At 58.9% G+C, this 26,242-nt stretch carries 34 protein-coding genes; 18 read left to right on the plus strand and 16 right to left on the minus strand.

What is annotated here, in order from left to right:
• Positions 1-19: 19 nt before the first annotated feature.
• The 3 genes from cysD (at position 20) to AB4Z53_RS00690 (ending at position 2,802) form a co-directional block, all read left to right on the plus strand.
• A complete protein-coding gene (gene cysD, locus AB4Z53_RS00680) occupies positions 20-973 on the plus strand; it encodes a sulfate adenylyltransferase subunit CysD (RefSeq protein ID WP_441594207.1) in 954 nt (317 codons plus the stop codon).
• Positions 973-2,478, plus strand: a complete 1,506-nt coding sequence (cysN, locus tag AB4Z53_RS00685; RefSeq protein WP_441594208.1) for a sulfate adenylyltransferase subunit CysN — start codon at positions 973-975, stop codon at positions 2,476-2,478. The genes cysD and cysN overlap by 1 nt, the downstream gene beginning before the upstream one ends.
• 129 nt (positions 2,479-2,607) lie before the next feature.
• Complete coding sequence (locus tag AB4Z53_RS00690; protein WP_441594209.1) at positions 2,608-2,802, plus strand: hypothetical protein; 195 nt, start codon at positions 2,608-2,610, stop codon at positions 2,800-2,802.
• Between the two features lie 20 nt (positions 2,803-2,822).
• On the opposite strand, the gene AB4Z53_RS00695 is transcribed toward AB4Z53_RS00690, so the two are convergent.
• On the minus strand, positions 2,823-2,966 hold the full coding sequence (locus AB4Z53_RS00695) for a hypothetical protein (protein ID WP_176707513.1): 144 nt from the start codon (positions 2,964-2,966) through the stop codon (positions 2,823-2,825).
• A gap of 535 nt (positions 2,967-3,501) precedes the next feature.
• On the opposite strand from AB4Z53_RS00695, the gene AB4Z53_RS00700 reads away from it, so the two are divergent.
• Positions 3,502-3,681 (plus strand): hypothetical protein, encoded by a 180-nt coding sequence (locus AB4Z53_RS00700; protein WP_441594210.1) that lies wholly within the window; start codon positions 3,502-3,504, stop codon positions 3,679-3,681.
• Positions 3,682-3,756: 75 nt separating this feature from the next.
• On the opposite strand, the gene AB4Z53_RS00705 is transcribed toward AB4Z53_RS00700, so the two are convergent.
• The 10 genes from AB4Z53_RS00705 to AB4Z53_RS00750 all read right to left on the minus strand — a co-directional run bounded on the left by AB4Z53_RS00705 (position 3,757) and on the right by AB4Z53_RS00750 (position 13,399).
• Entirely contained in the window at positions 3,757-4,170 is a 414-nt protein-coding gene (locus tag AB4Z53_RS00705; RefSeq protein ID WP_441595199.1) for a hypothetical protein, read from the minus strand.
• A gap of 164 nt (positions 4,171-4,334) precedes the next feature.
• A complete protein-coding gene (locus AB4Z53_RS00710; RefSeq protein WP_441594211.1) occupies positions 4,335-5,318 on the minus strand; it encodes an acyltransferase family protein in 984 nt (327 codons plus the stop codon).
• Between the two features lie 443 nt (positions 5,319-5,761).
• Positions 5,762-7,009: a hypothetical protein gene (locus AB4Z53_RS00715; protein WP_441594212.1), complete on the minus strand. Its 1,248-nt coding sequence runs from the start codon at positions 7,007-7,009 to the stop codon at positions 5,762-5,764.
• A 650-nt stretch (positions 7,010-7,659) separates the two neighbouring features.
• Positions 7,660-8,142: a hypothetical protein gene (locus AB4Z53_RS00720; protein ID WP_441594213.1), complete on the minus strand. Its 483-nt coding sequence runs from the start codon at positions 8,140-8,142 to the stop codon at positions 7,660-7,662.
• The gene (locus AB4Z53_RS00725; RefSeq protein WP_441594214.1) at positions 8,132-8,752 is read right to left on the minus strand and encodes a hypothetical protein; all 621 of its coding nucleotides are present in this window, start codon (positions 8,750-8,752) and stop codon (positions 8,132-8,134) included. The genes AB4Z53_RS00720 and AB4Z53_RS00725 overlap by 11 nt, the downstream gene beginning before the upstream one ends.
• On the minus strand, positions 8,752-9,024 hold the full coding sequence (locus AB4Z53_RS00730; RefSeq protein ID WP_441594215.1) for a hypothetical protein: 273 nt from the start codon (positions 9,022-9,024) through the stop codon (positions 8,752-8,754). Before AB4Z53_RS00730 ends, AB4Z53_RS00725 begins: the two co-directional genes overlap by 1 nt.
• On the minus strand, positions 9,021-9,521 hold the full coding sequence (locus AB4Z53_RS00735) for a hypothetical protein (RefSeq protein WP_441594216.1): 501 nt from the start codon (positions 9,519-9,521) through the stop codon (positions 9,021-9,023). The genes AB4Z53_RS00730 and AB4Z53_RS00735 overlap by 4 nt, the downstream gene beginning before the upstream one ends.
• Positions 9,522-9,564: 43 nt before the next feature.
• On the minus strand, positions 9,565-11,451 hold the full coding sequence (locus tag AB4Z53_RS00740; protein WP_441594217.1) for an AAA family ATPase: 1,887 nt from the start codon (positions 11,449-11,451) through the stop codon (positions 9,565-9,567).
• A gap of 198 nt (positions 11,452-11,649) precedes the next feature.
• Positions 11,650-12,015 carry a hypothetical protein gene (locus tag AB4Z53_RS00745; RefSeq protein WP_441594218.1) on the minus strand — a complete coding sequence of 122 codons (366 nt, stop codon included), beginning with the start codon at positions 12,013-12,015 and terminating at the stop codon, positions 11,650-11,652.
• 16 nt (positions 12,016-12,031) lie between these two features.
• Entirely contained in the window at positions 12,032-13,399 is a 1,368-nt protein-coding gene (locus tag AB4Z53_RS00750) for a hypothetical protein (protein ID WP_441594219.1), read from the minus strand.
• Positions 13,400-14,193: 794 nt separating this feature from the next.
• Here AB4Z53_RS00750 and AB4Z53_RS00755 point away from each other — a divergent pair.
• The 8 genes from AB4Z53_RS00755 (at position 14,194) to AB4Z53_RS00790 (ending at position 19,981) form a co-directional block, all read left to right on the plus strand.
• Positions 14,194-14,637, plus strand: a complete 444-nt coding sequence (locus AB4Z53_RS00755; RefSeq protein WP_441594220.1) for a hypothetical protein — start codon at positions 14,194-14,196, stop codon at positions 14,635-14,637.
• Between the two features lie 1,085 nt (positions 14,638-15,722).
• Positions 15,723-16,232, plus strand: coding sequence for a nucleotidyl transferase AbiEii/AbiGii toxin family protein (locus AB4Z53_RS00760; protein WP_441595201.1), 510 nt, complete (start codon positions 15,723-15,725; stop codon positions 16,230-16,232).
• Positions 16,232-17,104, plus strand: a complete 873-nt coding sequence (locus AB4Z53_RS00765; protein ID WP_441594221.1) for a PcfJ domain-containing protein — start codon at positions 16,232-16,234, stop codon at positions 17,102-17,104. The genes AB4Z53_RS00760 and AB4Z53_RS00765 overlap by 1 nt, the downstream gene beginning before the upstream one ends.
• A 69-nt stretch (positions 17,105-17,173) precedes the next feature.
• Entirely contained in the window at positions 17,174-17,476 is a 303-nt protein-coding gene (locus AB4Z53_RS00770; RefSeq protein ID WP_441594222.1) for a hypothetical protein, read from the plus strand.
• Between the two features lie 363 nt (positions 17,477-17,839).
• Complete coding sequence (locus AB4Z53_RS00775) at positions 17,840-18,229, plus strand: hypothetical protein (protein WP_441594223.1); 390 nt, start codon at positions 17,840-17,842, stop codon at positions 18,227-18,229.
• Between the two features lie 124 nt (positions 18,230-18,353).
• Positions 18,354-18,812, plus strand: coding sequence for a hypothetical protein (locus tag AB4Z53_RS00780; protein ID WP_441594224.1), 459 nt, complete (start codon positions 18,354-18,356; stop codon positions 18,810-18,812).
• Between the two features lie 330 nt (positions 18,813-19,142).
• A complete protein-coding gene (locus AB4Z53_RS00785) occupies positions 19,143-19,709 on the plus strand; it encodes a hypothetical protein (protein ID WP_441594225.1) in 567 nt (188 codons plus the stop codon).
• Complete coding sequence (locus tag AB4Z53_RS00790; RefSeq protein WP_441594226.1) at positions 19,706-19,981, plus strand: hypothetical protein; 276 nt, start codon at positions 19,706-19,708, stop codon at positions 19,979-19,981. The genes AB4Z53_RS00785 and AB4Z53_RS00790 overlap by 4 nt, the downstream gene beginning before the upstream one ends.
• A gap of 202 nt (positions 19,982-20,183) precedes the next feature.
• Here AB4Z53_RS00790 and AB4Z53_RS00795 read toward each other — a convergent pair whose 3' ends face one another.
• Positions 20,184-20,537, minus strand: a complete 354-nt coding sequence (locus AB4Z53_RS00795) for a hypothetical protein (protein WP_441594227.1) — start codon at positions 20,535-20,537, stop codon at positions 20,184-20,186.
• Positions 20,538-20,615: 78 nt separating this feature from the next.
• Complete coding sequence (locus AB4Z53_RS00800; RefSeq protein ID WP_441594228.1) at positions 20,616-21,179, minus strand: hypothetical protein; 564 nt, start codon at positions 21,177-21,179, stop codon at positions 20,616-20,618.
• A 154-nt stretch (positions 21,180-21,333) separates the two neighbouring features.
• Between AB4Z53_RS00800 and AB4Z53_RS00805 the strand changes: the two genes are divergently transcribed.
• Entirely contained in the window at positions 21,334-21,498 is a 165-nt protein-coding gene (locus AB4Z53_RS00805) for a hypothetical protein (protein ID WP_441594229.1), read from the plus strand.
• Positions 21,499-21,500: 2 nt separating this feature from the next.
• Positions 21,501-21,911: a hypothetical protein gene (locus AB4Z53_RS00810; RefSeq protein ID WP_441594230.1), complete on the plus strand. Its 411-nt coding sequence runs from the start codon at positions 21,501-21,503 to the stop codon at positions 21,909-21,911.
• On the opposite strand, the gene AB4Z53_RS00815 is transcribed toward AB4Z53_RS00810, so the two are convergent.
• A complete protein-coding gene (locus tag AB4Z53_RS00815; RefSeq protein ID WP_441594231.1) occupies positions 21,906-22,499 on the minus strand; it encodes a hypothetical protein in 594 nt (197 codons plus the stop codon). The genes AB4Z53_RS00810 and AB4Z53_RS00815 overlap by 6 nt on opposite strands.
• A gap of 679 nt (positions 22,500-23,178) precedes the next feature.
• Between AB4Z53_RS00815 and AB4Z53_RS00820 the strand changes: the two genes are divergently transcribed.
• Together AB4Z53_RS00820 and AB4Z53_RS00825 are read left to right on the plus strand one after the other, a co-directional pair.
• Positions 23,179-23,514 (plus strand): hypothetical protein, encoded by a 336-nt coding sequence (locus AB4Z53_RS00820; protein ID WP_441594232.1) that lies wholly within the window; start codon positions 23,179-23,181, stop codon positions 23,512-23,514.
• A 150-nt stretch (positions 23,515-23,664) separates the two neighbouring features.
• Entirely contained in the window at positions 23,665-23,952 is a 288-nt protein-coding gene (locus AB4Z53_RS00825; protein ID WP_441594233.1) for a hypothetical protein, read from the plus strand.
• 21 nt (positions 23,953-23,973) lie between these two features.
• Here the strand turns inward: AB4Z53_RS00825 and AB4Z53_RS00830 are convergent, their stop codons facing one another.
• Positions 23,974-24,495 carry a hypothetical protein gene (locus tag AB4Z53_RS00830; RefSeq protein WP_441594234.1) on the minus strand — a complete coding sequence of 174 codons (522 nt, stop codon included), beginning with the start codon at positions 24,493-24,495 and terminating at the stop codon, positions 23,974-23,976.
• A 90-nt stretch (positions 24,496-24,585) separates the two neighbouring features.
• Between AB4Z53_RS00830 and AB4Z53_RS00835 the strand changes: the two genes are divergently transcribed.
• Complete coding sequence (locus tag AB4Z53_RS00835) at positions 24,586-24,900, plus strand: hypothetical protein (RefSeq protein ID WP_441594235.1); 315 nt, start codon at positions 24,586-24,588, stop codon at positions 24,898-24,900.
• Positions 24,901-25,176: 276 nt separating this feature from the next.
• Positions 25,177-25,752 carry a hypothetical protein gene (locus AB4Z53_RS00840; RefSeq protein WP_441594236.1) on the plus strand — a complete coding sequence of 192 codons (576 nt, stop codon included), beginning with the start codon at positions 25,177-25,179 and terminating at the stop codon, positions 25,750-25,752.
• 149 nt (positions 25,753-25,901) lie between these two features.
• On the opposite strand, the gene AB4Z53_RS00845 is transcribed toward AB4Z53_RS00840, so the two are convergent.
• Complete coding sequence (locus tag AB4Z53_RS00845; RefSeq protein ID WP_441594237.1) at positions 25,902-26,162, minus strand: hypothetical protein; 261 nt, start codon at positions 26,160-26,162, stop codon at positions 25,902-25,904.
• Positions 26,163-26,242: the final 80 nt, after the last annotated feature.

The following is a 26,242-nucleotide window of genomic DNA, read 5'->3' on the forward strand; positions in this document are numbered from 1 at the left end:
AATCCTCCCGGAGACTGAAATGCCCCATATCCATCCGGAAACGGAACTGCATAATCCGCAGAGCGCCAAACCGCCGCTCGATCCGCATCTGAAGGCACTGGAAAACGAAGCGATCCACATTTTCCGCGAAGTGGCCGCCGAGTTCGAGCGCCCGGTCATGCTCTATTCGATCGGCAAGGATTCCTCCGTTCTGCTGCACCTCGCGCGCAAGGCCTTCTATCCCGGCCGCGTCCCGTTCCCGCTGCTGCACGTCAATACCGGCTGGAAGTTCGCCGAGATGATCGCGTTCCGCAACGAGATCGTCGAGCGCTACGACCTCGACCTGATCGAGCACGTCAACCCGCGGGGGGCTGCCGAAAACGTCACGCMGTTCACCCACGGTTCGGCGCTCTATACGGACATCATGAAGACCGAGGCGTTGCGCCAGGCGCTCGACGCCGGCCAGTTCGATGCTGCCTTCGGCGGCGCGCGCCGCGATGAAGAGGCAAGCCGCGCCAAGGAGCGCATCTACTCCTTCCGTACGCCCGACCACCGCTGGGACCCGCGCAACCAGCGTCCGGAACTTTGGAACGTCTACAACGGCATGATCCGCAAGGGCGAGAGCGTGCGCGCCTTCCCGCTCTCCAACTGGACCGAGGTAGACATCTGGCGCTACATCCAGGCTGAAGAGATCCCGATCGTGCCGCTCTACTTCGCCGAGAAGCGCCCGATCGTCGAACGCGACGGCATGATGATCCTCGCCGAAGATCCGCGTCTCGAGCTCTTGCCGGGCGAGACCAAGCGCGAGGAAGTGATCCGCTTCCGCACGCTCGGCTGCTTCCCGCTGACGGGCGCCATCCGGTCGAACGCCACGACGCTCGACGACATCATCTCCGAACTCGAAACCGCGACCGTTTCCGAACGCCAGGGCCGCGCCATCGACCGTGACCAATCCGGCTCGATGGAAAAGAAGAAGCGCGAAGGATATTTCTGATGACTGCTCCCGCAACCGCGAATGCCGTTCAGGACGTTGCAGCCGGCGAAGTTCTCGCTTTCCCGGCACAGGAGCCGGCGCGCGCCACGCGTGACAGCCGCCCACTTCGCCTGATCACCTGCGGCTCGGTCGACGACGGCAAGTCGACGCTGATCGGCCGCCTGCTCTGGGATACCAAGGCGGTCAAGGAAGACCAGGCGGCGACGCTGCAGCGCGATTCCAACGGCAAGCAGAACGATCTCGGCCTGCCCGATTTCGCGCTGTTGCTCGACGGCCTCCAGGCCGAGCGCGAACAGGGCATCACCATCGACGTCGCCTATCGCTATTTCTCGACCGACAAGCGCTCGTTCATCGTCGCCGACACGCCCGGCCATGAGCAATATACCCGCAACATGGCGACCGGCGCTTCGACCGCCGATCTCGCCGTGCTGCTCGTCGACGCCCGCGTCGGTCTCCTGGAACAGACCCGCCGGCATGCGACGATCGCAACGCTGATGGGCATCAAGCAGTTCGTGCTGGCGGTCAACAAGATCGACCTGACCGGCTACGACCTTAACCGCTTCGAAGAGATCAACCACGAATTCCGCGAACTGGCGCTGTCGCTCGGCGTGCGCCAGGTCACGGCAATCCCGGTCTCGGCGCTGAAGGGCGAGAACGTCGTCTATGACGGCCGCGCCTCGATGCCCTGGTATGATGGCCCGACGCTGATCGAGGTGCTGGAACTGGCAAAGATCCGTTCAGCCCAGACCGTCGGCTTCCGCCTGCCGGTACAGCGCGTCTCGCGCCCCGGTGAAAGCTTCCGCGGCTATCAGGGCACGGTTGCCGGCGGCTCGGTGAAGCCCGGCGACAGCGTCGTCATCCTGCCCTCAGGCATGGTCGCCAACGTCACCAAGATCGTCACCTTCGATCTGGTGCGCAATGCGGCCGTGGCCGGTGACGCCATCACGCTGGTGCTCGACCGCCAGGTGGACGTCTCTCGTGGCGACATGATCGTGGCGATTGACAGCCAGCCGTTGACCGGCCTCGCCTTCGACGCTCAACTCGTCGCACTGCAGCCGGAAGGCATCCAGCCCGGCAAGCGCTACTGGCTGAAGAGCGGCAGCCGCCGCCAGCGCGTTCAGGTGCAGCCGGCCAACCAGCTGGACCTCAAGACCGGCAAGTGGAACCACGCCGATCAGCTGCCGATGAACGCGATCGGCAAGGTGCATCTCGCCTTCGACGAGCAGGCGATCTTCGACACCTACGAGCAGAACCGCACCACCGGTGCTTTCATCCTGATCGATCCGGACACCAACAACACGGTGGCCGGCGGCATGATCACGGCGAAGCGTTCGACACTCGGCGGCATCCATACGGAAGACGCCCGCGTCATCCTCTCGCTGCCGGCCGACCTTGCCGACCAGCTGATGGCGACCGAACTCTTTGCGGGCCGCCGCGAGGAAGCCGAGGTCCGGCGCGTGAGCGCCGGCAGGGCGATCGAGATCATCGACGATATCGACGGCTGAACGATCGTCGCCGCAGATAAAAGAAGGGGCCCGAACGGGCCCCTTTTGCGTTGTTGAAACGACGCGGCCGAGTTTGGCCTTTGCAAAGAATTCTGTCGCCCTATCTCCCTGCCGCATGGGAGGAGCGTCATGAAAACGGAACATCAGGACGAAGGCGCGAGACAGCACGGCGTTCGCGGTCGCAGCGTATCGATCGAGGCATTTGCCAGGAAGTATCGCCTCGATGCGGAGGAAGCCGAGCGATTGGAGAACCAGTTCGGCCCGGTTGCCGGCGAAATCGAATTGCTGCAGGCGGCGCGACGTAACGGCATGCCGGAGGAGTGACCTCCTCCCGGCATCCATCGTCAAAGCTGCTGTTCGATTGCCGGAAGGACCATCGTCAGCGGAGCGGGTTCGGCGTGCTGCCAAAGCTGATAGCCGACGACGCTGCCGAGTATGGCGGTCCATATGGCGATCTCGCGAAAGGTGAGTATCGGTTCCTTCAACATCTTCGGCTCTCGGGTAAAAACAAGTGTTGAATGCAATATCGCCCCGATTGTTCACATTGATAAGGCGCCGTTCGGTGAACACGGCGTTTCAAAGTGAACAATAAAGCCGTGGCACGCTGATGATGCTGCGGCGCCGTCGGCGCTGAAAGGACCGCCGTGCACCCGCGCCCAATCGCATTGCTTCGGAAAGGTCTCGCCGTCTGGCGTGATCGTCCCAAAACAGGACAGGGCTGGCAATCGCTTCACCTTGACCCGAAATCGCACAGATCGCACCTTTTCATCCGCCTTCGCATTCGTAAGTTGGCGCGTCGATCATGAGGATCGAAAGGGCTGTTTCACCGTTTCTGAACGTTGTGGGACAGTCCGCCTGACCGTGAACGTCAGCAGGATATCACCCGGCAAGGCCTATCCTCTCGCCCTTCTCCCAATGCGATCCTTCTATCCCGCATCAGCGGTACCGATGGACACAAGCGGCCACTCCGGCGTATCTGGACGACTTTCGCGCAACGATGCGCCGAATCAGGGAGACGAGAAGGTGAGCACGGATAAGCAACCGGAAACCACCGTGAAGGTCGAGAAGCGCGTCAATGGCAAATGGTGCTTCGTCATCAAGTTTCGCGGTGTCACCTATCCCGCCCAGGGCAACTTTACATCGATGCTGCAGGCGCAGGCCGCTGCCCAGTCGGTGCTAACGACGCTCGAGCGGCAGCGCTGACAGGCGGATGGAGCGTTGCCATCGATGATGGGAACGCTCTCTTGCCTCTACCTGGACGCCGGGCCCGCCCGGTCCCTACTCGACTGCGGAGCGGATGATGTTGCAGAGCCCCTCCTGCACCACCTGTTTGGTGGCCACCTGCCCCACCTGAATATCGAACATCGCATCAACCCGCGTGCCTGATCCACGCTTGCGGGCAACGACGCGCAACGTCTGCAGCCGTCCGGAACCGGCGGTATCCTGATAGGCCTCGATGGTTCCGAGCGACTTGTTGATCTCGATTCCGGAAAACCCTTCCGCGGCGACACCCCGCGCCATCCGCTGCAAGGCGGCCTCGGGCTTCAGCTTCGGAAACTCCTGCCAGGTCTTGTAATAGACCGGTGTCACCAGCGGCACGCCCGACGCTTTGAAATTCTTCTCGCAGCTCTGCGCCGCCGCCATGGTGTGGCCGGCGACTAGCAGAACGGCGGCAATGGATAGGTGCTTGATCGACATTCCCGTTCCTCATCGTTGATGGACTGTGGCGGGAACCTAGAGCCTTCGCCTGCACGCAGACAGGCCAACCCGGGCGCGAATGCACGGCTATTCGACCAACGGCTCATAGGAGGCGATGAATGACAGAGCACTGCCCCCATTGACCCCTCTTGAGGGGATCAGGCGGCTCGCCTGCGGTCTCTAAGGTCCTTCAGCGGCTTCTCGATGTACCTGTACGAGACCGCGGCGATGAGTGTCGCCAGCCCACCCACCACGATTGATGTGGTGAAGGGATCCAATTGGTCCCGGAGCGCCAGGGCAATGGGGTAATGCCAGAGATATATCGAGTAGGAAAGCAGGCCGAGATAGCGCAGCCCGTCTCTCGCGAGGAATCGAGAGATCGCCGTCTCACCCGAGACCAACGACAGGACCAAGCCCGCGGCTGCCAAATCGACGGCGATGCCGCCCCAGCCGATGAACCAGATGTTGCGGAACCGGAAGAACAACAGCGCCACAAGCAGCATGTAAATCGATATCCGTCCTATGAACCGAACGCGCTCCCCTCGCGGCCGCCATGGCATGACGGCGATCAGCGCGCCGAGGATCAGGCCGCTCATGCGCGTATCGAACCGAAAATAAGTGCGATGCCAATCTTGCCACACATGGGCATCCACGATTCGCCAGGTCGTTGCGACGACAAATCCAACCGCCAGCAACCACATCAACGGCCGCACAGGAAGCGGTCGAGTTGCCAGAATGATCAGAGGCCAAACGAGATAGAAATGCTCTTCGACGGCAAGCGACCAGGTGTGGCCGATACTCAATGGCTGATACCAGAAGGCCATCGTGGAATCGGACAGGTAAAGCCCTGCCAGCAGGACGTCGAAGGCTGGATTGGCCGTCGGGAATACCAAGGGCGCCGAAGCTGCATAGGCAGCCAGCATCAGCAACAGCGGCGGGTATAGGCGGGTCGCCCGGCGCCAGTAGAATTCCGGCAACCCGATGCCGCTGCGGAGGATCGTGGTGATCAGATAACCGCTAAGAACGAAAAAGACGTCGACCCCGACCATCCCGCCCAGAGCAAACGGAAAACGGCAATGGAACGCGACGACGGTGAAAACCGCCACCGCCCGCAATCCATCAAGAGCTGGATTGTAGTGCAAGGATTACGCCCCCAAGCGCTGTCCCAGCGACCCTATAGAAAAATGCAAGTGGCTGCCAGCACCTGCCGTCAGCGTTCACGCATCGAAAGCTCATCGCAGCGCAACGGCACCTGATTTTGCAGGTTGCATGTCGAACTGGTCGAAAACAGTGGGAAATCTTCGTCGCCGTCGTTGCCACGGCGAAAACGGAACATACCGCCAAAAACGAAAAAAGCCCGGATTTCCGGGCCTTTCGGCTGGTCGGAGTGGCAAGATTCGAACTTGCGACCCCCACGTCCCGAACTTCGGGGGATTTAGCTAGAAGCCCTGCAAACTAAGGATTCCTATTCTGGTTTGGTGCCCGTTCGTTCCCGTAAGTTTCCGCTGTTCCATTAGATATCGTTAGGCGCATTTCCCCGTGAATGCCCCCCGCTCGACGTTCCATGTCAAGCGGGGATCGAGGCTCATGCCGCCTTTTTGTCGGCCTTGGCCTGGGCCGCCTTGCGGCTCTTCTTGCGCTCTTCGCGGGCGCTGCTCATGGCGGCGTCGATCTCGGCGTGCCATCCGGGATGATGCTTTCCATAGACCCGTTCGATGACTTCTTCCGTCGTCGATAGGTAATTGGCCACGACGCGGAGCGATACGCCGTCACGAAGGTACCATGTGGCGGCCGTATGCTTGAGGGTATGCCTGTTGACCTTCTTCGCCCGCTTCTCGTCGAAGATTTCGGTCTTGAGGTTGTAGAAGGACTTCTTTGTCGATCCTACCTTGCCGTTGTGCGCAATCAGATCGTCGCCCTCCTTGGCCCAGCGGATCATGTGAGCACGCAGGCCTTTCGGGATACGGCAGGCGTCGGCCTGCTTGTTGTCGGGGACGCGCTCTCCGTCACCGGCACGGTAAAAGATGCCGTACGGTTCGCCATACTCGTCGATCCCCGCGTGGAGGTCGAGCCACGGCCTACCTGGAATGTCGACGAAGGAGGCACGCTCGATCCTGTCAGCACGAGTGCCGGTGCGCGCCGCCACGAGGATGAACCTTGCGAGGTGAACGGACGTCTTGTGCCCTTCCGTGCCGATCGCCATGTTCTTTCGTCGATATGTCGTCCAGACGAGATGCGCCACTTCGTCGCGGGAATAGTGGGTGTATCGCGGTCGAGACTTCGACGGGAACCACCAGTCGATGATGTGACCGTCCATAGCGACTAGGCGCTTCCGGATGCCGAGCATCACCATCGCCTTGAGGTCCTCAAGTTCCCGCTTGGCGGTGTCGTTCGCCAGCGGCTTCGAAGGACGGGCCGTCTTCTGATATCCCTGGCAGTTTTCCTCCGTGATGTCGTAGACGACCTTACCACCCCAGAACTTGATCAGCCGCTCGACGCTGTTTAGATAGTCGCGCAGCCGATCGGGCCTCTTGGCCTCGATCTTCTCCTTGTTGCGTTCGAGATAGAAGGAGATCAGGTCGGTGATCTGCACCTCGCGCACCGACGTCCCGGGTTCGCCGACGGTGGGCCGGCGTTCCGTGGCGTAGAGCGCTACTTCGTATTCGAGCCGCTTTTTCTCAGCTTCATCACGATGCTCATAGCCGAGGCTCGTGCTAGTGAGCTTTGTTCGGTGCTTGATTGCCCAGTAGCCGTTCGAGACGAGCTTGCCCGTGACCTTGTCGTGTTTTGGCTTGATCCAGACGAGATGCGGGGGCTTGGCGGCTCTTGGCATGCGGCGATCCATTCCTCGATATTGTTCAATGTGACCTGTCGGTTGCTGTTCCGGCTGACGTGGCCAAGCTGACCGTTGTTGATGGCGTCGCGCAGCACCTTCGCGGAGACATTACCCTGTCGGTTGAATGTCGGGTCTACGCACAGGCGGCCGCCAAAAATCGGCAGGCATGCCGCCTCCTCTAGCGAGAGCGGCGTGTTAGGCAGGATATCTCGCGGCGCAGAACCTGACGTTTCCCTGGTTAGGCAGTCCACGGCAACCCTGAGCGAGTTGGAAATCTGGTCCGACCCAATTTCGAATTCGACATACGCCTCGTCGATATCGGCCAGGAGCTTCCTCGTGTCGTCCAGGAGACTGGGATCGTCCTCTTTCATCGTCACCTCGTCGTTTCGTTGGGTGTAAAAGCCTCAACATCTCAGGTCCTGTCAACAACTATTATACAACCTTTACGCGGGCCACCAAAAACACGATGGAGTGTTGCAATCGAGTTCTTTAATTTCTGAAAGCATCGGAAAAACAGTGCGTTCTAAGGTCTATTTAATAAAATGAGTAAAAATTTAAGGACCTCAGTTCCAACCGAATGAAAATTCAAGACTTCAACTTATACGAGCTCACTTCGAAGTCTTGAATTTTCAACCCTGCAAAGGCAATCAGCCCTCGCCGGCAAGCCAACGTGCGACGAGGTCTTCGATTTCGGCAGCGTCTTCGATGCCGAGGATATCCATGCCGTCCTCGACTGACATTTTCCCTTCCCAAACCCACGCCGCGATGTCGCGCGGTTTGAAGCCAGCGGCCAGGCCATTGCGATCAAGGATGTCGTAGAGCGCCGTGTAGTTTGCCGCGCCAATATGCCGAAGCGCGATCCTCCCGGAGACCTCGAACCGCCGCCACACGTCGACCACCGCGATGCCTTGGGCAATCTCGTCGCGCAGTGCGTCGCACATTATTCGGCGCTTGATCTCGCCATCGCGCCTCCACCGATGCTGACCCCATAATTCGCGGTCGACGACCTCATGCCTTCGACCGCATTCGCGCACGTACGCACGCGCGGCCGCCCGGATTTCCGTGGCTCGCCGCCTCCTTTGGTCGAGAACGATGCCAAGGTCGGGGTCATCGTTGTCATCATTGGCCAAAATCGAGCCTCCGGAAGTCCTCGCGTAGCGCCTCGTCAACGCCTTCGATCCACGAGCCTGCACCCCACCAGACGAGCCGATCGTGGACTTCGTCGAGAAACAGCCGGTTATCGCGGTCCGCGGTGCATACGCGCATGACGATGTTTTTGACCGGGAACAGGCGGCCGTGCTCCAGGCATACCTGGAGGTAATATGCGGCGGCCTCCCTGATGTCGCTCTTGTGTTCTCGCCAGACCCGTTCGCGTTCAGGCTCGTCCGCTTCACATGCGTGGCAACGTACACGAAGACGATCAGCCGAGATCAGTCGACCGCTACATCCACACATTTCGCAGATCAACGCCGACGCCTCGGAGGCGTCGTTGCAGATGTCGACCACGCGCTGCATGACATTCTCAACGACAGCACGGATCATGACGTCAGTAAAGATCGAGAGCAGTCCCTGCCGTTCTTTGACCTGCCGGACATTGACCTTGCCGTCGGTGGCGTCTTGAATTTGCACGAGCGCCTTGCCGACCAGACGGTGCCAGCCATCGCCGACGCCGAGCGCGACGTCGGCTGCCAGGATGTCGCGGGCCTCACGGCGGATCGCGAGATCATTTTCGAGGCGCATCAATGCATGCTCGCTTTCACGGCTGCCTGCGCTTTTTCCACGATTTCGCCAATACGCGTCAGGCCGTCCGCCGGCATAAAATCGGGCGTCGCGCCGATACCGTTTTCGGAGCGGATTCCGAGCACGATCATAAATGAACAGATCGGCGAAGGGAGATCGCGAAATGCGGCAAGCGCCTCGTGTACTGCCGGCAGCCAGTGTTCCGGAATCTCGACAGCCGCCGCTGGGCTGATGACCGCACCGTAAAGCTCATTCAGTCCATTTGCGATCATTCGATCATCCCTTTCGTGAGTTCCGCAAACGTGCGCGGGCTGAAATCGACGTCAGGCATGTCTACCCCGACGTCCCGAGACCTGCCCTGTCCGGGAAGCTTTCCATGGCTATGTCCGTAGAAGTGGAAGCTTCCGTATCCGGAACATGGCCACGTCCGCGCGGCATAGTGAGACAGCCAGAGATCGTGGCCGTCGTCGCGAGTGCGCAGCCCGTGTTCCGGCCGAGCCGCCCAGTCGAGCTCCGCCAAGACGGGATGCAGGTCCCCGCGCTTGGTGATGTCATGATTCCCGATTACCAGGTGCTTTCGGCCCTTCAGCCGTGCGAAAATCTCCCGGACACGGTCGGCGTTCTTGGCGAGCCCAAACGCAACATCGCCGAGGTGGTAGACGATATCCTCGTCGGAAACGACCGCATTCCAGCGCCGGATGATCGCTTCGTCATGCTCGTCGATCGATGCGAAATTACGCGGCTGCATCGACAGTAGGCGTTCGTGCATAAGGTGAGTGTCCGCGATGTAGAATTTTCTGACGAACGCCATTTCACATCGCCTTCGGCAGGGTTGTGCCTACTTCGTAAGAGCGGATCGTTTCCACGACCTCGGCACCCATCATGCGGCCACGAAGGATGAGCAACTCGGTGAGTTCGTCGATTGCGTCGCGATGCTGCTCGAGGATTTCGCGGGCGCGTACGGCTTGCGTCTGGAGCATTTCCTCGACGGCCTGAGCGAGCTTCGGGTCCAGCAAACGAGCCTGTTCAAGCGCCTTCTGATCGCGGTGACCGGCGGACGACAGGTTGCCTCCCATGCCGAGCGAGGACAGCATGTATGTAGCAAGAGACGTGGCGTCTTCCAGGTCAGAGATGCAACCTTCGCCGTGGCTGCCGTAAAACATCGTTTCCGAAGCCAAACCGCCCAGTTTAGCGCAGATGGCATCAGCGAAAGCCGCCGCGTTGCGAAGTTCCCCGTCGGGAGAACGGAATGAAGCTGCTCCTGCGACCGATGGTCCAACAGCCTTGGGATCGTACTCCTGCGTGATATGCACGACGAGCAAGCTGCCGATGCCGAGGGCGTGGCCGACGACGGCGTGTCCGATTTCATGGCGTGCGAGGTGGCGCATGCAGTCTGGGGTACGGCGAATACGCGTCGGCAGCGCCGCGACAAGGTGGCGATGCTCAATCTCCGCGCGTTCACGGCGGGCCAAGCGACGGGCGTCGCGGGCTACGCGTTCCAAATCGGCACCTGACATGCCCTCGGAACGGCGAAGATACGGACGCAAGTCGAGGTCGACACCGAGGTAATCGCGAAGAATGTGCATGCGCGCGCCGGCGTCGGGAAGGCCAAGCTCGATGTGACGGTCCAAACGTCCGGGACGGCGCAGCGCCTCGTCGACTACCGAGGCGTCATTACAAGCACCGATTACCACGACACCCTCGCGCGACGTCGCACCGTCGAGCAACTCGAGGAGGCAATTGACCACGCCACGCATCCATTCGTCTGAGCGCTTGCTTCCGAGGCTACCGCGCTGGACGAAGTTGTCGACTTCATCGATCAACAGGATGCACGGCGCAAGCTTGCGCGCCAAGTCAAATGCCTGGCGCATCGACTTCAGCAAGTCCCCCTGATGTCCATCGCCCGTGCCGAGCCAGGTCGAGTAGGAACCGATGACAAGGCCAACGCCGCAGGTTTCCGCGAGCGACTTAGCAAACGTGGTCTTGCCCGTTCCCGGAAGACCCGAAAGCAGCAGGCCAGAGTCGACGTCCGCCCAGGTGATGTTGCCCGCGCGATAGTCCGCGAGGTCGCGCGCCAGCTCAAGACCCCAGGTCTTTGCTTCTCCGTAACCGTGGAGTTCGTCCAGCGGGCGAACTGGCGTCTTTTTTTTCGGCGAAGTTACGGTTTCGGTTTTTGCGACTTCTTCGTTTTTCAGTGCCGCCGACAGGCGTGCGATGGTTGCCGACATCGGCCGGCCGCTGAGCGAGATCAAGCGGCGACGGGATGCAGGCAGCGTGGCGAGAGCAGCGGCCTCAGAATACGAGAGAGCGCCGCCGACAACTTCGTGGAAGGCAAGCTGGATGAGCTTGGGATCGAGGCAGTCGATTTCGATGACTGCGTCCGCGGCGGCAATAGTGACGTGTTTAAGCAAGTTCTCGCGGTCATCGTGCTCGATCAGCACGATGACGCGCTCGCGAGAGACCTTGAGATCGTCAAGGATGCTCTCGCTGGCTACGATGACAGGTTCTTTGTAGCGCCAAGAGGCATCGTCGCCATGCTTCGTCCAAGCCATTGTCGCATCTTTCCAAGTCAGGGAAGACACGCCCTGCGGCAGGATGGCGACGAGGAAACAGGCGTTCGCGCGGCGGAAAGAACGAAGATGACGGGAAATATGAAAGTCGGCGATACGACGCTCGACCGAAGGCTTGTCTTCAGCCATTTTGGTACTCCTGCGAATAGACGACAGCGGTCGTCCCCGGGTTGGGGATCAGGCGGCTATCGGCGCTATTCGCAGTGAGTTCATGGCTTTCGGCTCGTAGTTCGAGGTCAACGTATTTGCAACTTTGCCGCGTGCGACTTTGATTGTCAACGCGGCATTCGTGGGCAGATCGATCGCACGGTTAATGAGACGCGATCGTCAGACAAACAGAAGTGCGTTGTGCTGCCTAGCGGGTTTTCGAACCTTTGTTTTCTCCGGTCTCGGCATACGGAGGATATCGAGACATTCGTCTTCAAGCTCTCCGAGGTTCATTTTCGAGAGGAGAGTGATGAGCCTCAGGTAGAGCCTGCGCCGAACGATCTCGGCGTCCATTTCCCGAAGCCGCGTAAGAGCGCTGCCGAGGAGACAATAGAGTTGATCACCGATGCAGCCCTTTAGAGCGTCATCGCCCACCATGTCGATCCGGCAATAGCCGGTAACCGGGAATGAGCGCATGTGTTCCTGCGTCAGGATATGGACCTGATTTGCGTAGATGCGCATGAATTTCTGTTTGATCGTTTCCATTGGTTCCCTCCAATTTTCAGTATTCGATTTCGCCGTATGCAAGCTCCGCAAAGTCGCCTGCGGTCCGCAGGTCCTCGCGTTCGTCCTCCTCGTCGTAATCCTCGGAGTACCAGACCTCTTCCTCGATCCACGTGCCGGCGATGTTGCCCCGCGCCACGCGCGGCGTATCATCGCTAACCACAGGCAATTCGGGACTTTCGTCGCCGACAACTACGCACATGTTGATCCACATCCGAAAAGCCTGACGCACTCCTTCGTCATCGAGTACGGACGTCACGAGCGCGCCTGTCATTGCCCCAAAGCGTTTCTCCGGGTGAAGACGGGCGTCGGCGACATTCATTCTCCAGCGATCGGAAAGCTCGTCGGCATCGATCCCGGTCATCATTTGCGCCTGGGCGAACCATCTCGTCTCCGGGTGCTCCCGAGACGCCAGCGGAGAGTGCTTTCGGAACTCGATGCGATTGACTTGTGTCGGACCAAGTACGGCGGGCTGATGCTCGTACAGGCCTTTCGCGGCGGTCGTCGTCTGAAAGAAGAAGGTGCCTTCCCTCGGCCCGCCACGGCCCGATCCTCGTTTCGGCTTCACGCATGTAACCTGGAAGCGATCCACGTGTTCTTCCAGATCGATGAGGACCTTGTCGATGGCCCGGAGGAAGCTTCCGACGTGGATATCCTCACCGGCTTCCGAATACCCGATGAACTGCGCCAGCTCCTCGATAGTCGGCGTCCATGGCTTTCGGGCTCGGTAGTCATACCCTGCCATCAAGGCCAGCTTGGGGTACAGCCTCCCCGTGTACTTCGTCGTGAACCTTGGAAATGCGTTGATGTCGAGCCACGCCCACGAACGTGATTGCAGGATCGTGTCCCGGATGACGCCGGGGATGGCATAGTCGATTACGGTCTTGGAGGTCAGGCGATTTGTCGACATCGCGACCTGCTCGATCAGAGGCTTGATTGCCCGTTTCGACGTCTTCGGATCGACAATTCGATATTTGACCAGTGTTGACATGAGGCGCTCAAGGCTCTGCCATACGCGTTCCGGCTTGTTGATGCCGAGATAGTCGGTCAAGCGCCCAAGCTCGACCTTGTGCTTCGGCTTGTCGATACCCGCGCGCCGAGCCCACGCCATCAGATATTCGTGGACCGCGATGTCTTGTGCCGTCAGCCGGTCAGCGCCCACGACGCCTAGCGTCTCGACGAGGTTTCGGACGCGCTCGACCTGCGGATTGTCGAGTAGGTGACGCTCTGAGGAAGTTTCCTTTTCGAAGTCCCCCGCCCGGAAGCCGCGGCGGTCCTTGCCTCGACGAATGTCTTTTCCCGTTAGCTGTGACGCCTGGATGACTTCAGTGCCGTCGGATTTGAAATGCGATGTTGAGATTGCCACGTTCTTGTTCCCGTCTCTTCACCACTATGCTGACCGTCGGCGACGACCGGCACAAGTATATTTGTGATATTTTTGGAATTTCTTCACGAATACACTCGTCATTCTGACAATCGTTCACAATAAAACCTCCACCTATCCTTAGAGCCACATGACCTCGTCATCAGAATTGCATGGTGATATAGAAAGATATCTTGTATATATACCATGATCGCCATATATGACCTACTGACTCCTGATTGTGGCAGTCATCGAATTCGGACAAGCGTGCACAATAAAACCCTTAGTTTGACCTAGAGCCATCTGAAGAAATCAACAGAATTGCATGGGGATATAGAAAGACATCTATATAGATAGCCTGACCTCCGGATTCAGGGTTCTTATTGTCTGCTCTGGTTTCCTGTACTCCGCCCGATTTTTTAAACGGGGCGCTTCGCTTGTTTTTTGTTCTTCCCTGCCCCGAGGAAAATGTTGTGCCGTGGAGTGGATGAGGTAATCGGCCACTTGCAGCCGACGGGATAGCTGTCCTGTTCCCTTCGGGTTCTGTGGGCGAAGCCTATGGGTTTCTGGATTACCAGGGAGCCAAGGTGTCTCGATTGGCGAAGCGGCGGAGCCTCCTAGTGCGCGACGCCGTTTTTATATCATAAAATACATGTAATTTTTAATATATACATCATATGGCATTATATTTCTAAACTACATGTAGATTTTAATCCGAAAAATACTTGTAGTTTTGATTGACGAATTCATTACCGGCACGCACGCTATACTTCAATCCGCAAACGAGGGAGACGAATATGGCGGAGAGACTTGATATTGCGCTGCTGCGCGAACTCATCGACCAACCGGCACCACCAGCAGCGGTAAAGGCAAAGCGCGGCCGCCCTCCGAGGGCCGATCTTTCTGGTATGTCCGACGAGGAACTCCGGGCGCATCGGACGCGACAGGCTCGGGAGCGCCGGGCGAAAATTGCCAAGACCGAGGAAGACCGTCAGACCGTGATACGCACTGCCGACACGACCAGGCAAGCACTGGCGGATGCCGCGATGATGATCCTGCACGAGAACGGCCCGGGGACCGATCGGATCATGGAAGTGCTGCGCGAAGTATTTGACGTCCAGATTGGCGCTCCCATGACTATCAGGGGTCAGTGCCGCGACCGCCGGCTGAAACCGAAGTACGTCTCGTATCCACCGCTGACCGTCGCCGAAACGGTCCGCAAATTGCGGTCGATCATCTAAAATCGAGAATGGGACATGCGCGTCCCATTTCAAAATTGAAAGCCTAGTCGATCACGGCGGGGCTTTGTTTCTTGCGTCGGCTACGCCGATCATCATCGCGTAGTGATGTCGTAGTGATGTCGTAGTGATGAGGGATCGGGCTATGCCGAGAGCGAGAAATCCAGAGAGCGAGGTGCAGCGGTCAGCGCAGGAGCGGTATCGTGAGCGCCTTCGCCGCCAGCAGCGCCCTGAGGCGGATGCCGTAGACACCGCACTGTCAGCGGCACATGCCGTGTACCGTCACACGGCGGAACAGCGCGGGTCCGAGAAAGATGTCCGCCGCTCGGACGGCCTGGAGCTCATGGCGATCAATTATCTGGTCTCCCGCGGCTACGATCCACGGATGGCCGAGCGCCAGGTTCGTAGACGTGTTCGACGTCTGGATGTCGAAGACCTCGTTCCCATGGTTTCCGATACTTCCCAGCCGGCCGTCTCCAGCTCCTCGCGCAAGCCGTCTTGAGCCTGTTGGATTTGGGTGTCCTCTCCCCATTACTTCCTTTTTTAGAATCGAAGGACGGCAAAATCGCGTAGTGATGTAGTGACTTGCGTCGCCGGCACACACGATCCCCTCAGCCAACGAAATCTGAGGGGACGAGCATGGCACGAGTGTCCGGCATATTTGAGAGCATAGATCGCAAGCTCAAGCAGGCAGTGACGGCGCATGGCCTGAACATCGACAAGGCGGCCGCCCGGGTTCTCGGCGACGCCATTTGCGCCACATGGCACTACGGCATGGGGCCGGCTCCGATCATCCTCAAAGGCGGCAGCCTGTTTCCGCAGACCCTCCGTGAGACCGACGATGTCGATATCCTCGCGATCCGCCGCCATAGCAACCTGGAAATCCAGAACGGGTTCAAAACCATAGCTCGCCTGCTTGAGGCGAGAGGCATAACGCTCGAGTTCCTCTCCCCAGAAGCCCAGGAGATCGACACCGGCTACGGTGACCCTGTCAGCCGATACAAGTTTCGCGGCAAGGTCGGCGGCGTCCGGGCGAACTCCCAGATAGACATGTCGCTCGCCCGCAGCCCCATGCTCTGCCGCCGGTCATTGTCGACTCCAACCTGCCTTCCTTCGTCAAAGGCCTCGATCCGCTCCGCATCAAGACCGTGCCACTCGAGACCGTCGCGGCTGAGAAATGGCTGGCGGTTCTCAATCAGCCGGCGACGGATTACCGGGTCAAACATTTGGCCGATCTCTTCCTGCTCGCCGACGTCACCAACCTCGATCTCGCTAAAGTAGCCGGAGAAATGGAGCGTGTCGCCCGACACAGGGGAATGACGCTCGCGTGCTGCACGCCGACCCCGGACGCCCTCAGGTGGCCGTCACTGGGATTGCGCGAGCAGTCGTGGAACAAGCTCCCCGAAGCACGTCGGTACGGTCGCACCATGTTCCAGGCATTCGTAGACATCAACGCGCAATGGGCCGATGTGTATTCGCAGCTCATCGTTAAAGTCGGTCGCGATTATCGCTCCGCCGACTACGAGCCGATGCACCTCGATCGCGTTCTCGCCGGCCGTGGGCATGCTCCCCGCCTGAAACCTGCTGGAGCGGCGTGATGAGCAAGTACGACAATCCAGAATACGCCGTCGCACGGCAGGAGCTGCTCCACGAACTTCGAGTTCCGGAGCGTCTCCTGTGGACGATAAAGGACCTCATCGGATGCAGCTTGGTCCGCATCTTCTTTGCCGAAGCCATTCGGCAAGACGCTGTCGACCCGGTATGGCTTCAGACGATCGACGAGCACGGTGGCGAAGAATGGCGTCGCATCGACGGTTGGCCCGACCTGGGTGGCGACATTGTCCGTCGGAAGTGGGCGCACAGGGCTCAATTCTGGACGATGCGACACAGCGCATCCGTCACGCACGTCATAGACTGGCTAAGCGTTGCACGGTCCGAAGGGCATGCCTGGCTCGGCAGCCTCGACGGCACGGGATACCCGAAGAAACTGATGAAATGCGGCTCGATCGAGCGCCTCGTCCATGAAGCCGACAAAGGTCTTCGGACGCGCAAGGTCGCCGACGTCACACTCGGGCCCGAAGACGAGGCCTTCACCGCCGATCTCGGCGCGGGCCACACCCTCGTCGAATTGCTGTCTCCCGTGGCGCTCCGAAAAGAGGGCAGCATCCTGCGCCATTGCATCGGCCACGGCGGATATGACTGGCTGCTCGCCGATCCTGCTCGGCATCTTTACGGCGTTCGCAACCAGAACGGCGAACCGCTGGCAACCCTCGAAGTCCACGGCTCCGCAGTCAGGCAATTCCGGGGACCAAAGAACGAGGACCCGTCACCAGCCGTCATCGATCTCGTCGCCGACGTCGCTTTCAGGTGGGGTTGGCTCGGCCTCGAGGAAGCAGCCCGCGGCGGCAGCTACGGCCCCGAAGCCCTCGTCATCCTCCGTGATCTGCCACCAGCTCGCCGCCGGCCGTGAGCTTGCGGCGCTCCGCCGGCGGAAACAACATCGGGTTAGCCGGCGCGAAACCGGAGAAACGAGGGAGCCATGAAAGACTTGGATATAATCGACATCCTCCACGACGCCGTCGAAACGTATCTGTCGGCAATTACCGAGGAGAACAGGCGGCATAAAGCACTGAAATTCCTTCGAGGCTGTAAGGCGTACCTTGCGATACGGCCGGCGCATCGGAAGACCGCCGACGTCATTTCGCTCGATGAGCGCCACATATCCACGCGGGTGCAGAGCGCTGTCCGTCAGTCACGTCGGTCGTCACTTGCCACGGCGACAACCTACCTTCAGCATGGAATGGATGAATTCGGAGACGCCGTTTATGACTGCTACGATTGAACGCCCAGAAAACGAAGTGGACGACGACTGCCCGGAGTGGGGGGAGTGGTGGCCGGAGGCGCTCGAACAGCGCGAGCTAGACAACGCCGACGCCGAGGTGCCTTCCCCGCTGAGACCGCTCTTCTAAAACGAAACCTCGCCAACTGGCGGGTTTTTTTCATTTGAAATTCCTTGAGATAGCTAAAAGTCTATTTTTCGGTGCAAGGTTTCATTTCGAAATCATATCTACAAGCGGAGCTCAATTCGCAGGAGCAGTAGTCATGTCGACGATCATTCACCGCACTCAGGAGCTTATACGTAGCAAGCCATCTTGCTATTCGGCTTCCGGATGCCGGTCGAAAAATCCGTCGAAAGGACTTCCGCATGCATCCTTGCTCGCCGGCACTGGCACCGCAGCCGCAAGCGACTGATCTCAAGGCCGCCGCTGCGCTCCTGCAGCTTGCTATGCAGCTCCATCACCAGCGCGCCACCGCTGACGTTCTCGACGGCCGCACCCTCACCCTCGATGACGACGTCTATCTCCTGACGCCCAATCCTGCCCGCGAACCCGGTCCGCTCGCCGTATCGGTCGAATTCCCGGACGGCGTCGAGGTCGGTGCCGTCTTCGATACCCTTGGCTTCCCGTTTGGCCATGATGGCCTCGAACAGGCGGTGACGTTCGTCGCCAAGGCCAAAGAGGACCTCGACGCGGCACGTGCCAAGGCGAAGGACCTCATCGCAGACTTCGTCGCCGAGTTCGCTCAGGCGGTCTAACCCTCTTGCCTCCAATGGCCCCGTCGATCCCGGCGGGGCTTCCCTCAACACTAACCACTTTCAGCATAACATTCTCCAAGGCTCCCGGGGCTGAAAGACCGGGGCCAAGCCCAAGGAGGCAAGCATGCCCAAGGACCTGTATCACTGGAACGGAATGAGCAAGGCATTCGATCCCCGTTTCCGCGTTCACCGCAAACCGGTGTTCGAGCTGAAATACGGCGATGAAGTCCAGTTCATCCGCTGCTACGAGGTCTTCGGAAAGGCCGACTGGCGCGATGGTCCCATCGCGTCGCGTCTGAACCTGCCGAATGAGTCTGTGATCGCGCTGATCATGGACAACGATCAGATGTGGCGTATCGAAGCCATCGTCCCGTTCGGTAATTGCCTGCTCGACGGCATCCAGGACCCCGCCGTCGAGCTGTTCTGGCTCCGCCTGCCGCTCACTACGGTCGAAAGCGAGCTGGAGGTTCGCAAGCTCGGAGCATACCCGCTGCGCCTTGCGAAATGGGCAACCGAACGTCTCGGTCCCATGCTCGAAGACTTCCTTGCGAGCAAGGGCCTGACGGCAGCAGAAGCGGCCTAAAACACAGCCCCCCGGCGTCCACCCGACGCCGGGGCTTTTTCTTGACACTCGGCCACGGTCGACGGATAAAAGTCGGACGGATGCAGCTTGTTGAGCATGTATCTTTCCTGGAGGCGCGCGGGGGTTCCAAAAATAACCGCGCGCCTTTTCTATTTCAAATATTTCCCAAGCGCATTCTAAGTATATATTGGTTAACCAACGTTAATTTTTTCGCTTTTTGATGATTTTATACTAGTGTCCCTCAAGGAGACGAGCAATCATTACTCTACGGTCGGAAAACAACCCCCGCCCGTCGCCGATTGGAACCCGGCGCACCAGGAGAGAATGAAAATGCTTCAGATCAATACCGAAACCACCAAAATCCGTTCACCTCGCGTCCGTCAAAACTGGCTTAGCGCCCTTCGTGACGTCGGCGACATCGCGCATATGACGGAGTCCTTCAATGACGTACGGGCAGCCGTCGACGAAGCCAGAGCCGCCTTCGTCGACGAAGCCCGGAAGTTCCGAATGCCTGTCGATGAATATGAGTTCAATTCGAGCATCGCCAATATTTTGTTCAATACTGGCTTCCACCGCGATCGGAGAGGCAACGTTCATCGGCTGGACGCGCTGATCTCGCTAGACACCCCCCGGCTCGGCCAGGAGCAAGGCCGCCCGTGCATCCGGTTCTCGATTGCCGCGCTCCTTGAGGACTTTTCACAGTCGGTTAGCATAGAAACGCTCGAGTGGATCGACGATCACGGAAATCTTGTCGGCGAAGGCAGCTATTCGGACAAGCATCCAGAGGCAACCATTGAGACGGCAAGGGCGTTGGACGCTTATGCAACGGACGTGGAGAAGGTCGTACACGCGAAGCTGGATCGCTTGCTCGCACTCATCAGGAAGCATTCTTCATGACCCCGAACCGCAACACACTATACCGTCGCCCGGACGGCTCGGAAATGACGTCGCAAGAACGTCTGGCATTCCTGCTCGACATCGGCGGCCTCGACTATAAGGCGGCCGCGATCATTGCAGGCGTGGCCCCATTGACCATCAAGTCCTACCGCAAGCCGTCGTCAGCCCGATACGTACCGGACACGATCCTGTCGCCGATCGAGCGTCATGTCTTCCACCGCCTCTCGGACATCTGCTCGGCGGCCGGATACGAAGTCCGACCCGCTGCCTGACACCCGATGCTGCATTCTATCTGCCGGTGTAAGTCCTGCCGGCAGACCGATGCGAGACCCTTCATGATCGCCGCGAATTGATGAAGCGCACGATCCGCCTAGCACTCGGCCCCATCACCTGACGTCGCACCTCCGGATACCAAAAAAAAGACCCCGTCCTCACCGACGGGGTCTTTGTTTTTCGATCTCATGACATGAGAGATCAAACGGTCGGCGGGTAGCTTGTAACCGAGACCGAAAGGACCGTGCGGTTGATGTCGTCTACGATAACCGTGACACCGTCGCCAAGGCGTGGCAGCGTCCACCTGGTGCCGCCGTCGATGTATTCCATCTTGTCGTCGGGGCGAGCGTTCGTGAGGTCGGTCTTCACGCCGTATTCGCTGTCGAGATATGCCTCGATCTCTGGATAGCGGCCGACCAGGTTCTTCACGCCGTCGTCATTACCACCCTTGGGCAGATCGATCTTCTTGCCGTTCGCCCGATCGATGGCTTCCCATGAATGGACGTGCGGGCCGACGGGTTTCTGGGCGACGTCGAATTCAAATGTCTGCGTCATGGAATCTCCTCTATCTTGCTGGCGTCACATAGGAACGGCCGTCAGCTACAGCAAGCAGTCTCCCCGGGGAATCTCCGCTCACTTTTTTCCGTACTTCTTCATTACAAGCTTCGTGTGTTGTTTGACGAAATCGTCCTTGTCCTGCTCCTTTGGATTGAAAAGACCTTCGCCCTCGACCATCCCCCAAAAGCCCGGTCCGGGCCGTGTCGTCCCCGCCGTTTTGCGGTGAACCAAAACCGACAGAACGACGCCTTTCTCTTCATGGGAGTCCTTGGAAATCCGATCGAGGATCGCGCCGATCTTCGTTCGATGCGCGGGGGTCGTCGTGGTCAGGCCGATCGCCGTCATGAGAGGTTCGTAAAACGTCGCCGTCTCACCCCGGTCGATCATGTCCATAAGATACTGGCGCACGGTGGCGACATCCTTGGCCTCGGCGTCATCCTTCTCCAGCACGCTTGCCGTCTGGACGAAGCGGTTCTTACCGATGCTGATCTCGGTCAGGCTTCCTGCCTTGAGCATGGCGGTAATGGCCGGTGCGGATCGCTCGAGATATTCGGCAACCAAAGGGATCGGCAGGACGCCGTGATTATACGGATTGTCCCGGTAGGCTTCGAGGTAGTCGTTCACGGTGTCGAACTGCATCGCTATATCCCTATGTTTACGATTTGCAAAATAAAGTAATCACAACACATAGGCATCTGTCAACATTGTTGAGAAAAAGCGCTGTCGGCGGATTTGTGCCGGTCGGCCGGTGGACACACCATTGATGTCGGACACCAACAACAGGGAGAGATTGATGTCGGACAACAAGAATGAACAGGCCAAGTGCTGGATGACTGGCACGACCTTCGAGATCGGTGACGTCGTGACCCGTGGACCCGACATCTTTCCGCCGGTGGACTGGAGCTGCCGAAGAATTTCGTCCTGCGCGACTTTGACGGCGGATCGTATGTCAGCCTGAAGATGGCCTTCAATACGGCTTGGCGCACAGTTGCGACCGCTAAACAATGGCTCAAGTCTCATCTCCTCGACATCATCTATCCGATGATCGTCGAAGAAGCCGTGGGCTGCGGGTACACCGAGGCTCCGAACTTCTACCGCTTCAAGAGAGCATGGACACGCTGCCACTGGATTTTCGACGGCACTGGTTGGCTCGACCCCGTTCGCGAGGCCCAGGCCGCCCAGCTTCGTATCACGACGAGCATCAGCACGCTGCAGGACGAGTGCGCCGAGGAGGGCAAGGACTGGGAAGAAGTCCTCGAGCAGCGCGCGGCGGAACAGGCCAGAAGGCGTGCACTCGGCCTTGATATGGCGACGATCCAGACTTCGGCGTCGGTTGCTCCGCAGTTACCAGTCGACGAGGAGCAATCATAATCCCTTCAATAAGGGATGGACCTCCTTGTCGGCCATGATCAACGGCATGACGAAGCGGCTCATGATCAACCAGTGGTCCATATTGAACTGGGTAGCGTCAGGATGCTGCTCTTTGTACTCCGCTTCGTGACGCGCAAGATAATCCAATGCTCCAGGCGTAATCTCACGTTTCAACCGCCATGACTCGAGGATCAGCGCAGACAGAAAGCCATCCTTTCCTCGTCCATTATGTCCCTTTGCTTCCCCCACGATGGATAGCCACGCGTCCTGGAGAGCAACGTCATTTCGGATCACCATAAGGTTCCATGAGTGTAACGCTTCTAAAGCACCGGGGATTCCAGGGTTTAAGGCAGAGAAATGGATAAACCCGATGCCGTCAAGGAACCCAAGCGCGAAGTCATCGCGCCACATCTCTGGGCTAGGCGGAAGATTATACTTCGTCCGGAAATCAACGTAGAACTTTATTGCTGTAGATGCGTCGTCCCAAACCCGGTCTAATGCCTTTTCGACTTGCTGATCGGGTGTTGCCTGTGTCGCGACTTTTGCGTTGTCTCCGCTCAGCCCGCTGATCTTGTTCCAAAAAGCCATGTTGTCTCCGAGATCAATGCCGCCATGAGCTTTTTGGCACAATCATACGGTGACCGCATCAACTTATTACTGTGATTGTCACCCAACAATAGCCGGGTCTCACGCACGCCCATCGCGCTCTCTTCGTGGAAACACGGAGAGCAGCATGCGCCTCAGACTATCCCGCTCCACATCTCATCTCGGACAGCCATGGACCATCGAGGAATCCGCCATTCTCGACATTATCCAGGCGCGCGTCATCGCCGCTATCCCTGAGTTCGGTGGTCGTGTCGGCCAATCGGCGCACTTCCCAATGGTTCCCTCCGAGTGGCCGTGCTGCCGTGTCCGGATGCCCGACATCTCCGTATCAACGCCTGATGGCGGCCGCCCCGGCACACGTCCGCAGACCAGGTCTGGGATTGTAGTCATTTCCGTCATACACGACGGCCGGCCCGATAATTTCGAGACCATCCAGCGCGAGATCACGGAGTGGATTGAAGCGGCTCTCCTGGGCGACCCGTACCTCACCGGCGCTGACGGCAAGCACCGCGCCTCAGACCTAAGAATCGCCGGGTCTCACGCAGACCCAGTGAGCAATCGTGGCACAGTCGTCGCCGTTAGGCAGCTCATGGGGAGCGTCACGTGGCGGACGAGAGAAAACCATCCCAGCGTGCCGTTGCACGCATAACAGGAGACCGCAATGGCCGCTTCTTACTCCGTTCTCAGCTCCGGCTACTACGAAATCCCGCGTGCTGAAGTCCTAGTCCGCCAGAAGATCAACGGCGTGCTGGTCAGCTCCGCATGGCAGCAGATTGGTGACGTAGACAAGTTCGCCATGTCGTTCACGCCGACCAAGGTCTCCCGCTTCAGAAAGAACGCCCGGGTTCGGACTAAGGCGATCGAGGTTGTGACACAGACCGACAGCGCCGTTTCGTTCACGTGCTTCCAGTTCACGCCGTTCGTGCGCCTGATGGCGCTCCTCGGCGAGAACGTGGCGTATTCTCAGACGGCTGGTTCGTTCACTTACGAGACGTAAGCGGCCGTAGGCCTCCATTTCGTCGGCAAGCAGGACATCAGCGCGGTAACGATCGAGCATGGCGCTACGCCCACGGCGTTCCCCGCCGAGAAATTTAGGATCGGGGACCCGGAACTGGGCATCGTTGAAATCCTGTCGCTTCCGAGCGGCGTGACCGAAGCTACGGATATCAAGATCAAGGGGACCGCGGCCGCGATTGCCGCTGGTGCCCGGAGTAAAACCAAGATCGGCGCGAGCGCATCGACGACACTCGAAATCTTGGTCCGGGACGTCGGCGCTACATCAAATCCGAAGGTCTACGGCCTTTATGAGGTCGAGGTTGCCCCGAACGGCGAAATCAACCTCATCGGGGAAGATGACTTCTCCAGCGTCGAATTCTCCGGCTCGATCCTCGATACGTCTGAGGGCCTCGGCTACATGTTCGATCTGGCGGCCTGATCCTCAGCACTCTCTACGCTTTCAGCTTTTCTTGGAAGCGTGGAGAGCTAACACGGCATTGACTGTGCCAAGGGCATTGAGAATCCGCATGTAGACGCCCTTGATCTTCGAGAGATGCTCGGAAGTGAACTGCATGAGGTCTCCTGGAAAGCCACGGCTCACCACGAATTCCCTCTGCGGTTCGCTCCATTTCCCATGAATATAGGTGTTGCGGATGCACTTGATCGCGAGAAAGTCCTCAAAAACACTCTCGTCGATTTCGATCCCGAAGTTCGTAAACGCGGAATGCAGGTGCCGAACACGATCCCGGTTATTCCCCGAATCCAGATATCGACCGATCTCCCGCCACACCGGGTGATCGGTCCGCCAGGACTTGATCATGGTCTCTATCGCGCCGACCATGATTGTCGCCCATAGCCTGGACAACGACGATGCGATGATCCGCTCCGGCGTCAATGATTCAACTGGGTCAGCGGCAATTAGCTTCTCCAGCAGTTCGACCATTATCTGGTCGTCCGAATACGCGTCGATGAACTCGCCCAAGCGCCCCTCCTGAATTTCCGCCGGGTCTCACGCACACGGCTCACGCTCTCCTGATACCTGCGCCCGACACGCGCAGACAAGGGAGTAGACATGTCAACACTTGCACAACGTAACGTCGTCGCGTTCAAGGCGATGAAGCGCACCCACACGGTCACCGTCGACGATGCCAAGGTGGAAATCTCGCCTCCGGGTCTCATTGAGATCATCGAACGCGTCGAAGCCGAAGTTGGCCAGGAAGACATCAAAGCTTTCGCCGAAGGACAGATCGATGTCGCCACGATCCTTCGGAAGGTCCCGTCTCTCGCGAGATGGCTTGCCGTAAGGTCGCTCGGCGGCACTGTCGGCGCTCAGGACGAGATCGAGGAGTTTGTCGTCGGCCTCACACTGACGAGCTGTTCGACCTGATTGACGGTATCGTGGTCACCACCGTCCCCGACGCCACACGAAGCGCGATGTCGTCGCTCACAATCTCTGGGGCGAACACAATGGCTGCTGGAAGCCATAATTTTCTGCCGGCTGTCTTGCCCCTCGCCGCCGACCGAAACAACATCATCATAGGTGAGCGGCACCTGTCCCTTCAGAGTGCGCCGATCGCTTGGGCCGAGGTTCGCCTCGGCCTTTTTGCGCCTTGCGTTCGGGTCGCAAAAGATCGGCATGCAACACAAACGAGGGGAAATCACCGTGCTGAGAGCAATTGGTAGAGCTTTGATGTCGGCCGTGTCAGGGCTTTGGAAGAATACGCTTGGCGTCATAAATTGGTGCGAGCAACTGGTCAGGTGGCCATTCTCGATCATCTTTGGCAACGGCGCGGGCCGGGCGATGCCGAACCCGGAATACAAGCCGGATGTAACCGGGAATGAACTCCTTAATGAATTCGAGGAGGCCCGGGCACGCCAAGCCCCTATCCACACACTCGATCGCGACGGCGTAGACACTGTCCTCAGCTACACCAAGGCGTCAAAGGCAGCACGGACGACGTTTGATCTCGGTTCCGTAAAGGAAGACCTTAGGACCACGTTACTCGACATGAGCGACCTCGAACTCGACGCGCTCGGCCGTGCAGGTCTCTCCGCTATCCGCAAGTTCGTGGGCGGGAAGGAGCACGGCGTCTTTGGAGTCAGAACGTTCACACCCGGGCAGCCTGTCAAGGCGACCGATCCCGAACCCAAGGAGCCGATGACCGCTCAGGAGCGAATGCTCTGGAGAGTCAGAGCGAGAGCGGAGAAGTCCGGCGCTCAGTTCAAAATGCCTGGATGACGCAAACGAAAAGCCCGCCGAAATCGCGGGCTTTTTTCATTTTGGTGTTTCCAACTGCTCGACGATCTCGAGCATGATCTCGGCCATTTCGGGATGCTCATAAACAAGGTCCCCAAAATGCCGACGAATACGTTGCCACTGCTCGTCAGTCATTGCACACGGCCCTTTTTCAGACGGTCGATATACGCCTGACGCTGCTGGCATGCGGCGCGGAGACGGGCGTTTTCGGCTTCCAACTCGGCCAGCATTTCCATTGCGGCGCGTGCCATTGCGGTCATTTCGTTCGCGTGGTTGATCGCGGTATCGAGCGCGTCGTCATAGCGAGCCTGATAACGTGCTTCGCGCGCAGCCGCGATCCCGTCGCCCAGAGCGTTGATGAGGCCGACACCACCCGCGGCGAGAAGCATCATGCCGCTGGCATTGCCCATAGCAGCGGTATGTGCGGGCGACCCAAAGTTAGCCATATCATGCCTCCGTCAACCAAATTGTC

Origin of the sequence: Ensifer sp. 2TAB8 (assembly GCF_052115125.1) — a bacterium.
In the GTDB taxonomy this organism is placed as follows: domain Bacteria; phylum Pseudomonadota; class Alphaproteobacteria; order Rhizobiales; family Rhizobiaceae; genus Ensifer.